The 13,010-nt window shown below is 47.4% G+C and carries 8 protein-coding genes; all 8 read left to right on the forward strand.

From position 1 onward, the window contains the following. Window positions 1-106 precede the first annotated feature (106 nt). The 8 genes from M6D81_RS22815 (at window position 107) to M6D81_RS22850 (ending at window position 12,947) form a co-directional block, all read left to right on the forward strand. Window positions 107-1,336 (forward strand): Gfo/Idh/MocA family protein, encoded by a 1,230-nt coding sequence (locus M6D81_RS22815; RefSeq protein WP_262679413.1) that lies wholly within the window; start codon window positions 107-109, stop codon window positions 1,334-1,336. Window positions 1,337-1,467: 131 nt separating this feature from the next. Then, window positions 1,468-2,727, forward strand: coding sequence for a Gfo/Idh/MocA family protein (locus M6D81_RS22820; RefSeq protein WP_262679414.1), 1,260 nt, complete (start codon window positions 1,468-1,470; stop codon window positions 2,725-2,727). A 13-nt stretch (window positions 2,728-2,740) separates the two neighbouring features. Then, the gene (locus M6D81_RS22825; RefSeq protein ID WP_262679415.1) at window positions 2,741-3,478 is read left to right on the forward strand and encodes a glucosamine-6-phosphate deaminase; all 738 of its coding nucleotides are present in this window, start codon (window positions 2,741-2,743) and stop codon (window positions 3,476-3,478) included. A gap of 16 nt (window positions 3,479-3,494) precedes the next feature. Beyond that, entirely contained in the window at window positions 3,495-4,685 is a 1,191-nt protein-coding gene (locus M6D81_RS22830; protein WP_262679416.1) for an N-acetylglucosamine-6-phosphate deacetylase, read from the forward strand. A gap of 114 nt (window positions 4,686-4,799) precedes the next feature. Next, a complete protein-coding gene (locus tag M6D81_RS22835) occupies window positions 4,800-9,461 on the forward strand; it encodes a DUF4838 domain-containing protein (RefSeq protein WP_262679418.1) in 4,662 nt (1,553 codons plus the stop codon). Between the two features lie 176 nt (window positions 9,462-9,637). After that, window positions 9,638-10,381 carry a transposase gene (locus tag M6D81_RS22840; protein WP_262679419.1) on the forward strand — a complete coding sequence of 248 codons (744 nt, stop codon included), beginning with the start codon at window positions 9,638-9,640 and terminating at the stop codon, window positions 10,379-10,381. Between the two features lie 805 nt (window positions 10,382-11,186). Next, window positions 11,187-12,095: a carbohydrate ABC transporter permease gene (locus M6D81_RS22845; RefSeq protein ID WP_262679420.1), complete on the forward strand. Its 909-nt coding sequence runs from the start codon at window positions 11,187-11,189 to the stop codon at window positions 12,093-12,095. Between the two features lie 24 nt (window positions 12,096-12,119). Continuing rightward, complete coding sequence (locus M6D81_RS22850; RefSeq protein WP_262679421.1) at window positions 12,120-12,947, forward strand: carbohydrate ABC transporter permease; 828 nt, start codon at window positions 12,120-12,122, stop codon at window positions 12,945-12,947. Window positions 12,948-13,010: the final 63 nt, after the last annotated feature.

Genomic DNA, 13,010 nt, shown 5'->3' on the forward strand with positions numbered 1-13,010 from the left:
CATTACTACGCTGCCAGTGGTCATTATATATCTTGTTGCGCAGAAGCAGTTCGTGCAAGGAATCGCATCCACAGGCATGAAGGGATAGGACAAGGAGAGAACAACCGTGACGAAAAAAAAATATGTGATTGTCGGTGCCGGCGGAAGAGCACTATATATGTTCGCCAAACCTATGGCGACGGAATTGCAGGATTATGTAGATTTCAGAGGTGTGTTTGATAGAAATCAGACCCGAGCAAGACTGCTTAGTGAAGAATGCGGTCTGGTGCCGGTGTATGCTGATTTTCATCAAATGCTTGACGAGGTGGAGCCGGATGTCGTTGTAGTTGCCAGTACGGACGATACGCATCATCACTACATTATTGAATCGCTTGAGGCGGGATGTGATGTCATATCCGAGAAGCCGATGACCATTGATGAGGAGAAGACGCGAGCCATTCTTGAAGCTGAGCGGAAAAGCGGCAAGGAAGTAACAGTGACGTTTAACTTGCGGTTCGCGCCTTATTTTGCCAAAGTAAAGGAATTGATTCTGACCGGAGCAATTGGCGACGTCTATCATATTCAGCTTGAATGGTTCCTTGACCGAGACCATGGCGCTGATTATTTCAGAAGATGGCATTCGGAGATGAAGAATAGCGGCGGTTTGCTTGTGCATAAGTCTACTCATCATTTTGATATTATCAATTGGTGGGTGGATAGCAGGCCGAAGCAGCTACAAGCTTTTGGCGCTCGGCATGTATATGGCGATCAAGGTCAACCAAAAGGCGAGCGTTGCATGACTTGTGAATACGCAGCAACATGCGAGTTTTACAAGGATATTACGAAAGATCCGTTCATGAAAAAATACTACGCAGAAGCGGAGTACGAAGACGGCTATTGGAGAGATCGCTGTGTGTTCGATGAGCGTGTAGATATTTATGACACGATGAGTGTTAATTTGCAATATGAGAACGGGGTATTCCTCAATTATTCATTGGTTGCTTACAGTCCGTATGAAGGCTGGAAAGCTACTATTAATGGGAGCAAGGGAAGGCTGGAAGTCGGCAATGTGTATCGCAGCGCTGATATGAGCGCTGTTGATGCCAGCACGATAACATACCATAAGCTGGACGGCAGTTCAGATCTTATTGAGGTATCCTCGCAAATCGGCGGACATGGCGGCGGAGATGAGAAGCTGCGCAAGGCGATATTCGCCGGCGGTATCGAGGATCCGCTCGGTCAGCAGGCAGATAGTCTGGCGGGAGCAGAATCTTGCTTGATCGGGGCAACTGCTAATCGCTCGATTGTGGAAGGGAAATTGTTACAAGTGCCTGATTTGCAATCATTACGCCGATGACCGGGTGAGTGCGGGATGGAGTTGTATGCCGCAGACTTGTTCTGGATTTATGCTGATCTGGTTGCAAAATTGGATGTGAGATTTCGGGAAGATAGAGCAGATATGAGCAGGATACGGAAGGTGGAAAATCGATGAAACCAGTTACAATTGCATTGATTGGCGCGGGGCTCAGAGGAATCAGATACGGTGAATACGCAAACAAGCGGCTGCAGGAGATGAAGATCGTGTCTGTTGCAGAACCGGATGATTTCAAACGCATTCGTGCAAAAGAAGCTTTCGGCATTCCGGAGGAGAAGTGTTTCAAAAGCTGGGATGAGCTGTTCTCCGCCGGAAAGCAATCTGATGCTGTGTTTATTTGTACGCGAGATCAGGATCATTATGTTCCGGCTATGAAGGCGTTGGAAGCCGGATATCATGTGATGCTGGAGAAGCCGATGTCGCCAAGCTGGAAGGAATGTATTGAGCTTGAGAGGATGGCGGAAAAGCATAATCGTATTCTAACGATTTGTCATGTGCTGCGCTACGCTCCTTTCTTCCAGACCATCAAGCAATTATTGGATGAAGGGCGAATCGGTCGTTTAATGTCCATACAGCACAATGAGAATGTTGGTTACTGGCATCAGGCGCATAGTTACGTTCGTGGCTATTTCAACAGTGCGGAGAAGTCCAGTCCGATGATTCTGGCCAAGTCTTGTCATGACATGGATATTATTCAATGGTTTGCAGGTGGAACATGCGTGAGTGTTTCATCTTACGGACATTTGTCTTATTTCAACAAAGAGAATGCACCTGATGGAGCGCCTGAATACTGTATCGATGGTTGCCCGATTGCCGATTCATGCGTATATTATGCGCCAGATACATATATGACCGACAATGGTGGGTGGAAAGCGGAAGCAGCAAGTACAGACCCCAGTTTCGAAGCTCGGTATAAGGCGATGAAAGAGGGTCCGTTCGGCCGTTGTGTGTTCCGAAGCGATAATGATGTAGTTGACCATCAAGTAGTGGCTATGGATTTTGATAATGAAGTTACAGTGGCATTTACAATGAGTGCCTTTACAGAGAAGACTAGCCGTACGCTCAAGCTAATGGGTACGACTGGTGAAATTCGTGCGACAATGGAGACGAATGAAATCGAAGTTCGTCCTTTCGGCGCGGGGCGAACCGAAGTGATTAAGCTTGAAGAAACTTCAGGGCATGTCGGTCATGGAGGCGGTGATGGACGTCTTGTGCAGGACTTTGCGCGAACTGTTCGCGCCTTGGAGGCGGGACAGGGTACAAGTGTGGGCCAAACATCGGCCAAGGAATCAGTTCAGAGTCACCTTATGGCATTTGCCGCTGAACGTTCCAGAGTCGAAAAAAGAATGGTGCAACTAGAAGAATTTTATTAGGAGGGCAATCATAATGAGAATTCATATACTTGAGTCAGCGAATCAATCAGGGCTGGAAGCGGCTTGCGAGAGTGCGCGAATCATCAATGAGGCGATATCGGTGAATGACACTGCCAGAATCGTGCTTTCGACGGGAGCTTCGCAATTTGAATTTTTGGAGCAATTTGTGAAAATGGATATCGCGTGGGAAAAGGTAGAGATGTTCCATCTTGATGAATATATCGGGTTGTCAGAGGAGCATCCCGCCAGTTTCCGCAAATATCTTAAAGAACGTTTCTTGCAGCATGTGAATGTAGGAAAGTATTGGCTAGTGGACGGCGAGGGAGATACCGCAGCGGTGCTAGATAACTTGAATCAAGAAATCAGTAAGTCTCCCATTGATCTGGCGTTGATTGGAATTGGAGAGAACGCGCATATTGCATTCAATGATCCGCCTGCAGACTTTAATGATGATCGTCCGTTTAAAATTGTTAATTTATCGGATACTTGCAAAATGCAACAGGTTGGCGAAGGCTGGTTTGCAACAATTGAAGATGTGCCTAAGCAAGCTATTTCGATGTCCGTCCAGCAAATTCTGAAAAGCCGCAATATTATATCTGTTGTGCCTCGTCAATCGAAAGCTCGCGCGATTCAGGACACGTTGAAGAATGGGATTGATGCCAATATCCCGGCTACCATTATGAAAAAACACGCCAATTGGAGTTTGTATCTGGATAAACAATCTTCTTCGCTCATCTATGAGTGGTGCTGATCTGGAGGTGATGGAGATGAAATGGCAAGGTAAGCTGACGACGTCTGGCGAAGCTGTACAGATTGAAGTAGAGAACGGTGTGATTTCGGGGATTACCCCGTTAGCGTTCATTGCCTCGTCAGCTCTGGCTGATAATCAGCAGTTGCGTGAGCCATTGCCTTGGTTATCGGCAGGATGGACGGACTTGCAAGTGAATGGCTTCGGTGGATATGATCTGAATGCAGAGAAGACGACTGTCGAAGACATCGAAGGTGTGACCCGAACGTTGCATGCCAAGGGCGTGGCCACCTACTTGCCTACTGTGATCACCGGAAGTTATGAGCGGATGCATCAAGCAATGTTGATCATTGCTGACTATTGTCGGACTGATCAATATGCTGCTGCTTCGATAAGAGGCATACATTTGGAAGGCCCTTATCTATCCAGTGAGGATGGGAGCAGAGGCGCGCATCCGCGAGTCCATACCCGGGACCCGGACTGGGAGGAATTCATGCGTCTGCAAGATGCTGCGGAAGGGAGAATCAGCATGGTGACGCTTGCGCCCGAACGAGATGGCGCTATAGCGTTCATCGAACGCTTGGCGGATTCAGGTGTAGTAGCAGCTATCGGACATACGGCGGCAACGGCGGAGCAACTGGATGATGCGGTTCGTGCCGGTGCTTCGCTATGTACCCATCTGGGTAACGGATCGCATCCGATGTTGCCGCGTCATCCGAATTACATCTGGCATCAATTGGCGGACGATCGGCTATGGGCGGCATTTATTCCAGATGGCCATCACCTGGCTCCGCCTGTGTTGAAGGCAATGCTAAGAGTCAAACGGGAGAGAAGCATCCTCGTAAGCGATACAACACAGTTCGGAGGTATGCCTCCTGGCGAGTACAGCAGCCTGATTGGCGGCAGTGTCGTCCTGCATGAAGACGGCTGGCTGCATACAGCAGCAAATCCGGACATACTGGCAGGCTCAGCCGCCTCCCTCGACACGGGCATCGCCAATGCGATTCGCTATACAGATATGGATTTGGCGGAGGCAGTCGAAGCTGTGACGTTACGACCTGCGAAGGTGATGAGGGATGAGCGGTCAGGACGGTTACAAGTCGGCAGTCCGGCAGATTTAACTTTGTTCGACTATGATGCCCAGAGTGGGGAAGTTTTGGTTAAAGAGACTGTGGTGTCGGGAGAGTCAGTGTTTAAAATTTCCGTTTAATTTGTTAAATTGAGAAATCGATTTCCGAATGAAAAGAAGGGAGAATAGAAGTGGTGTGACTTAAGAGGAGTTTATCGGTGTTATGAGAGTAAACGATACTACGGGGAGGAAAAAATGATGAACTTGAGAAGAGTAGCTGAGAAGCCGACTTTCATATTCTTTACGTTTTTATTTTTGATCATCATTTTGTTATCGCTTACAATAATGAATCGCTCGCATGTGTATGCGGAAGAGACGACAGAGCCGGTGATCATTCGTGACGGTGCAGGTTATGCTGTTATTCTTATTGCCGACAATGCAGATGCTATTACACAAGATGCTGCCGAAACAATGGTCGAATATTTGTTTAAGGCAACTGGGGTAACATTGCCTGTGCGGAATCGGAGTGAATTTGATGAGTCGGCTTATGATGAATCTGTCATTCGCATTCAAATTGGTGCGAATTCCTACCCGGAAGATCAGCATATTGCAGATGGATTAGTCGGTTTGCACCAAGACGGTTTTTTCATTCATCCGGATGGCCATTCGCTTACGATTACTGGTTTGACATCAACCGGAGCCCGTAACGGCGTATTTGATTTTCTCGAGCGTTATGTGGGAGTAACCTGGTTAATGCCCAGCGAAGACTGGGAAGATGTGCCGCAAATAAGCGAGTTATTGCTTCCCGAGCAAGATGTTCGCGACGAACCTACTTTTTTGACTTTGCGTCGTACTGTGAATATGGGGAGTACAAGTAAGTATGGAGATATTCGCAAGAAGTGGCTGGAACGGAATAGAACAGTATCGGAACAACGGGTCGAATTGGGACATAATCTGTATAACCTGTTCCCGGTGGAAGTATATGGGGAAAGTAATCCGGAATTTTATCCTAACAATACTCCTCCAGCACCGGGAGTAATACATGGCTGGCAACCTTGTTTTACTGTGCCGGGAACGGTAGACGTAGCTGTCGAGAGAATTAATGCCTATTTTGATCGAAATCCTGACGCAATATCTTTTTCATTGGCGGTCAACGACAGACAAGGTTATTGTGAAGATGTGCCGGGTCATCCGGACAGACCTGACAGAATAAATTCTTATGGCAGAACACATATGTCTGAAATTTACTATCAATGGGTTAATGATGTGGTTGAGCAAGTACTTGTAGAACATCCGGACAAATGGTTCGGCGTCTATGCTTATGATCAAGTTGCGGAGCCTCCTCAATTTGAATTGAATGAACGAGTGATTCCGGTAATTACGAAAGACCGCCTTGCATGGATGGATGAAGAGGTCAGGCAAAATGAACAAAACCTGATGGATCAGTGGGGTGAGGTGGCTTCACAACTGGGATGGTATGATTATATGTTAAGTTACCATTACCCATTGCCTCGTGTATATCCACATTTACTGGCTGATTTATATGAATATGCAGAAGAAAAGAATGTACTGGTACATCATTGGGATATGCATCCTGTATTAGGGGATGGACCGCAGCCGTGGATTATAACGAAATTACAATGGAATTTGGATCAAGATGTAGATGAACTTTTGCAAAATTGGTATGAACGAGCTGTTGGTCAAGAAGCTGCTGCTGACTTGAAGGAATATTTTGATCTGTGGGAAACATTTTGGCGTGAAAAAGCGATCAACACTGCGTGGTTCCAAATATCCAAAGATTATATCTATCTATCCTTCAATGAAAACGGTTACCTCGGTCTAGCGAAAGATGAGATTCGGAGAAGCAGAGAATTACTTGACTCCGTGCTCGCCAAAGCAGAAACGGAACAGCAAAAATTACGGGCGGAGCAGTTGCTTCATCAGTTTGAATACTATGAAATTTCAGTCTTGAGTTATCCAGGCAAAATAGACATGCCGACAACGGAGCAGGATGCTCTGGACATATTGGATGAGTTGGAACAGTCATTGGAGACTCGTTTGAACGTCGTTCAACGTCGCAATGAATTGCTCGCAGAATATGAAGAAATTCCTGCATTGAGGTATCCTGCTACACCAGTCGGAGAGAGCTGGTCGGGATGGAATGCGTATGAGTTTTGGAATCTAGTGGAATATATAGAGCAGTATGAACCTGAGGGCGGGGCGATAACGACTAGATTGCAATCATTGTTGCAAAGCTACGAAACGCCTAAACTAAGCGAGTTTTCTAAGTTGTTACTGTCAGTTGATTCAGCGACATCTTTGTCCGCGAATCCCTCTTTTGAGGTTGGAGATGCAGCGCCTGATTCTTGGCATATTTGGAATCCGCATCAATCTGCTCAAATTACCAAAGCGACTGATGAGCAAGGAAATAGCAGTATGCGTTTCGAGAATACGCTAGCTGGCGGTGTGTATCAGACGATTCCGGTCAAGCCGGGATTGTTGGGGTCTTCCGTTCGTTATTATACACCCGAGGGTTCGCAGAGCGGCGGAACACTTCAAATTGTAATTGAGGCCTATAACACTGCTGGAAAAAAACTTGTATACAGATCGGATAGAGTTACTTTCGCAGACACAGCCGGAACGTGGGCGACTGTGAACTTCCTGGAAGAATTACCTGAGCAATTTAACGGCGGTGATCTCACCAGTATTTTGATTAATACACAGGTCAGCCGTGCGGAAGATGTTATTGTACATTTAGATGATTTAGTTGTTTATCAATCCACATCTTCTGTGGGAGATTTGATACCGCTCGTTAATCTTTTAGCTGAAGATGAAGATGAAGCGACATTGGCGTCCGCCCTGTTACTGCATCTTGGTCTGGCTGAAACTCATGATGATCAAAACGAACTGGAGCCCTATATACAACAACTGGGCCAATTCTTAACTTTATTGAAACAGCGGCTAGAAGAGGGGCCTCAGAGTGAGCTTGTCCAAGCCATCTATCATGAAGGTAATAAAATATTGAATCAATCTCTAGCTGTGCAATTGGATTCAAAGGATGTACGTGTGAGTGTCAGAGGAACACATCCGTTCGCAGTTACCTTGCACAACAAAGAAACGCAGCCGCTTGAACTCTCATTGGAGGGTATAGTGCCAGAGGGGATGCAATTGGCATTTAACAACCCGATTCAGATACCTGCCGGTGAAAAAATAACCGTTGAAGGCAATCTGACGATTACTCCGCAACTGCAGGAAGAACAGTATGATGCCAAGTTGACAACCAGGATAGGCGGAGTGCCGATAGAAACTCTTGATTTTCAAGTAGAGTACACTCGAAACCTGATTGGAAACCCAGGTTTTGAGAACGGCACTTCAGAGGATCCAACGATTCCGGTTAGTTGGTCAGTGGGGAATACTGGCGCCAGACGCGTAGATGAAAAAGCGCATAGTGGACACTATTCGTTTAAATTTATACCGGATTCAAATGGAATAAAGCAGAGCCGATCGAACAATGTTGAAGTTGTGCCCGGCGCCACGTATCGTGTTAGCGGCTGGATGTACAGTCCGTCAGGGCAAGGACAATTCGGGATACGGGAGACGAATACAAGCGGGCAAAGCATCCTCTATACGTATTTAGGCGGTATTCAACCTGTCGATGACTGGGTGTACTACGAAAGGGAAATTACACCACGAAGCCAAACCGAGATTTTGCAACTGTATTTCCGCATACAAGCAAATGATGGTCCCCCGATATGGTTCGATGATATGAGATTGGAAATCGTCCCCCAAGATGAAGAGGAGCCAACGCTGCAAAGCATTCAGATCGCTGGCGCTCTTGCTTCGATGGAAGTCAATGATACTGTGCAATTGCAAGTGATGGCTGCATACAGCGATGACAGTACCGAGGATGTGACAAGCGGTGTTGCATATACGAGCAGCAATCCGGAAGTAGCAGAGGTAAGCGCCAGCGGCATCGTTACGGCGAAGGCGCCGGGTACAACGACGATTGCCGCAACCTATGAGGGAATGACGGATTCTTATGAGCTAATTGTTGAAGAACCGGAGTTGCTTCATCTGGAATTGAGCGGCTTGGACTTGTCTGCATCGGCAGGCGGCTCAGCACAGGTAACAGTTCATGCTATTTACAGTGACGGTACACATGAAAATGTAAGTACAGAGGTTGTGTATTCAAGTTCAGATAACATAGTTGCTGAAGTGCTGTCTGATGGCATTGTTTTATATAAGTCAGCAGGTACAGCAATCATTAGTGCAACCTATGGCACGTATGCAGCAGTATCGGTCTCGGTTGAAGTAGTCGGCACTGCGGCAAGCACTGCTGCTCCGGGCAAACCGACATTGTCCGATAATAATGGTCATGATACGGGGCTTCGCGATGGCGATTATACAATCACAATGAATATGTGGTGGGGAAGCAATGGTTCCGTTTATCGTTTTTATGAGAACGATGTATTAATAGAAACAAAGTTACTGAGCGATCAGTCGCCAGGAGCGCAAACAACGGCAACCGCTATTAGCGGCCGAGCGAACGGTGTCTATGTGTATCGCGCAGAATTGATTAACGGTTTTGGAGTGACGACCAGCAATATATTGACTGTCACAGTGACGGATGCAGTTCCAGGTGTCCCGGTACTCTCTGATGACAACTGGGATGGAGACAGCAATTACACGATTACAATGAATATGTGGTGGGGAACGAATGGAACTGCGTATCGTCTGTACGAGAACGGGGTGCTGATCGACGAGCAGCCTCTTGTTGCGGCAACGCCGGGCGCACAGACGGCACAGACACAGATCAACGGCAAGCCAGCCGGTACGTACGAGTATCGCGCGGAGCTTGTCAATAACGCGGGAGTTACTTCCAGTGCAGTGAGAAGCGTAACAGTGAAAAAAGTATAGCAGAACCGCAGCATCACAAAGAAGGCTGTCCAAAAGTCAGTGTAAAGCCCGTTGAGCGTCGCTCAACGGGCTTTTTGCTAATTATAGAATTTATAAAATTTCGTGGAAAATTGGAGCTTGAGCGGCGAAAAAGGGTGTGCGGGAAGAAATAGAGTAGGAATCCTACACTGGAGCAAGTGCGAGATTTATCACCTGCACGCGAAGATGCAAAGGAAGATTTACATCGGGCACGTCAGCGGCTGATCAAACGGTTCTTGCGATGGCAAATACAAGAACCATCAGAAATGAAAACGCGTTGGACGAAAAACTACTACAGATGGCTGGAGTCGCTCAGCTTTGAGAATGCAACGGACCAACTGGTATTTCAGGAGTATTTGCAGACCATCAAGGAATGCGATGGACGAATACAGAGGTACGAGGGGCATATATTGAGCCTTATCCAGAACAGTCCGCAGGAGTCACTCGCTTGTATACTGCAAGGATTTCGGGGGATAAATGCCATCGCGGCCTTTACCATTTCGCAGGAAGTGTTCACGTTCAGTCGTTTTAGTAGCCCGGATAAAGCAATGAGCTATGCAGGGCTAGTGCCCAGCGAAAATTCGACGGGCCAAACGACACGGAGAGGCCAACTGACTAAAGCAGGGAACGCTCATTTGCGACGTATTTTAATCGAAGCCGCGTGGAGTTACCGACATAAACCCGGTGTAAAAGGGGAATTAAAGAAACGACTCGCAGACTTGCCACCTGAAATCCAGCGGATATCCTGGGAAGCACAGACGAGGTTTCACAAAAAATATATGTATTTGGTGTTACATCGGAGGAAACACCCGAAAAAAGCGGTAGCAGCTGTAGCCAGAGAATTGCTCGGATTTCTATGGGCAGCAGCTCAAAGTGTTTCAGTAGCGTCTTGCACAGCATAAAAAGGTGTCGCAAACGATCTCAAACGCTTAAAACAGACAAACGCCTTTCAGGACGCTTAATCGCTGGGGCAAGAAGGCAAAGTGAAAAGATGGCCGATGATCCGTGACATACACTTGCATTAGGCTGCACAATGGGCTGAACGTGCGGAAATAGTTACCAGGGAACACGCCATCGCACTAAAGAAATCAAAACTTGTGAGAATCCACGGAAATCAGTATGTTAGCGCAACGAGCTTGCATTTTGCCTTCTTGCCCGAGTCGATGAAGTCAGGAGATTTATGAGATTCTGTAGAGGCCTCAAACCTTCATAAACATGCGCTACGCGCACGTTTATTTAACCATGTGGAAAATAAAGAAAATACCACTAAAATCAGCAGTTAGTTGACAGTCACGTTCATATCAGTACACTAGAGCGGCGAAAAGGAGCTTGCGAGCCGAAATAGTGTATGAAACCTACACTGGAACTCCGAAATGGTGCGTGTGAGCAGGATTAGTGTATGAAACCTACACTGGGGAGCTGAAAAGAGGCTTGCGAGCCGAAATAGTGTATGAAACCTACATTGGAGCGCCGAAAAGAGGTGTGTATGTGGAAAGAGAGTAGGAGGCCGTCTGGAATTGTGACCAAGGCCGGAGAGTGGATTAAGAACGAAAGGACGCCGCCAGGCGTCTTTCTTACCTCTCGGGACTAGCCTGCCCATGAGCAAACAAGTAAAATTCGTTTCAAATTGAACGTTTCTAATCCTTATGGACGAATGGTATTTTTCCTACAATAGTCTTCAAGAAGATAGCTTCGAGGAGGAAAAGCATGGATAGGAGAAAAAGCTTGATCACATTGAACATGAATAGGCGGGAGCAAATAGCGGGGTATCTGTTCGTCGCGCCGTTGATGATCGGACTCGTCATATTAACGCTCATTCCCGTCATCGGATCGCTGCTGCTCAGCTTTACGGACTGGAATTTCGTAGCGGGCATCGACGCCATCCGATTTACCGGCTTGGACAATTTCGACCGGCTCTTCCGCGACGATGTGTTCATGAAGAGCTTAATGAATAACATTATTTTCATCATTACCGTTCCCGTCACGATCGCCATCGCGCTCTTGCTTGCGATATTGATCGATAAGCATGTTTATTTGAAGGATATGTTCAAGGTTATCTATTTCCTGCCGTATATTTCGAGCATCGTGGCCGTCGCGATGGTATGGCAGGTGCTGTTCCACCCTTCGTACGGCCCGGTCAACAATTTCCTGATGTCGATCGGAATTGACAATCCGCCGAAGTGGCTGGCCGATATCGACTTTGCGATGCCGTCGCTCATGATGATTCAAGTGTGGATTATGCTGGGCTACAACATCATTATTTTCATAGCGGGCTTGCAGGGCATCCCCAAGGATCTGTACGAGGCGGCCGACATTGACGGGGCCAACGTATGGACGAAGTTCCGCCAAATTACGGTGCCGTGCATTTCGCCGACGACCTTCTTTCTGCTCGTCACGGGCATTATCGGCACGTTCAAAATTTTCGACCTGATCCAGGTGCTGACGCAAGGCGGTCCGGCCAATTCCACGACCGTTATCGTCTACGAGCTGTACGACACGGCCTTCATTCAGCTGAAATCAGGTTACGCTTCCAGCATGGCGTTAATCCTGTTCCTGATCTGTCTCCTCATTACGGGACTGCAGATGCTGGCGCAGAAAAAATGGGTGAACTACTAGAGAGAGCAAAGGGGAGAATATGCAATGAACCAGCCATTCAGCGCTTCAAAGCTCGTATGGACAGTTGTCATGGGAGCGTTCGGACTCGTCTCGCTGCTTCCGTTCCTGTGGATGCTCTCGGCCTCGTTCAAGGCCGAAGTGGACGTGTTCAACTTTCCGATCGAATGGATTCCGCCAACATGGAACGCCATCGAAAACTACAAGAACGTATGGACGGGCGACTTCGTCCGCTATTACGGCAACTCGATCTATATTACAATAGCTACGACTGCCATCAATGTATTCGTCTGCGCGCTTGCCGCCTTCGGCTTCTCCAAGCTGCGCTTTCGCGGCAGAGACACGATGTTCCTGCTCGTCCTGGCCTTGTACATGGTACCGCCGCAGGCATCGCTCGTTCCGCAGTTTCTATTGTTTAAGGAATTGAACCTGATTGACTCTCATTGGGGTCTTATCTTAATTAACAGCTTCAGTATTATTGGCGCATTTATGCTGAGACAATTTTTTATGGGTGTCAATAACGAGTTCATGGAATCCGCCCGGATCGATGGGGCGGGGTATGTGAGAACGTTCTTCCAGATCGCGCTTCCGCTGATTCGCCCCGGACTTGCAACTTATGCAATTTTGCGGTTTATCTGGACATGGAACGACTATCAGTATCCGCTTATCTTCCTGAAGACGAAGGAACTATTCACGATTCAGTTAGGCATCAGGCTTTTCGGCGATCAATACGGCGACATTTATTCGCTTATGATGGCGGGTGCGGTTTCTGCAATTTTGCCGCTGCTTATTATCTTCGCTATCGGGCAGAAGCAGGTGATCGAGGGGATATCGCTAGGCGGCGTGAAGGGATAAGAAGTCAAAAAAGTTTCCTATCGGTCAAATATGGGAACTTTGCAACGCAAGCGATCATGATAG

The sequence above is a fragment of the Paenibacillus sp. J5C2022 genome, from assembly GCF_025567625.1.
Classification (GTDB): Bacteria; Bacillota; Bacilli; order Paenibacillales; family Paenibacillaceae; genus Pristimantibacillus.

Coding starts and splice junctions, on each gene's coding strand:
- M6D81_RS22820 (WP_262679414.1), top strand. CDS start 1,468: ATGAAACCAGTTACAATTGCATTGATTGGCGCGGGGCTCAGAGGAATC.
- M6D81_RS22825 (WP_262679415.1), top strand. CDS start 2,741: ATGAGAATTCATATACTTGAGTCAGCGAATCAATCAGGGCTGGAAGCG.
- M6D81_RS22830 (WP_262679416.1), top strand. CDS start 3,495: ATGAAATGGCAAGGTAAGCTGACGACGTCTGGCGAAGCTGTACAGATT.
- M6D81_RS22835 (WP_262679418.1), top strand. CDS start 4,800: ATGATGAACTTGAGAAGAGTAGCTGAGAAGCCGACTTTCATATTCTTT.
- M6D81_RS22845 (WP_262679420.1), top strand. CDS start 11,187: ATGGATAGGAGAAAAAGCTTGATCACATTGAACATGAATAGGCGGGAG.
- M6D81_RS22850 (WP_262679421.1), top strand. CDS start 12,120: ATGAACCAGCCATTCAGCGCTTCAAAGCTCGTATGGACAGTTGTCATG.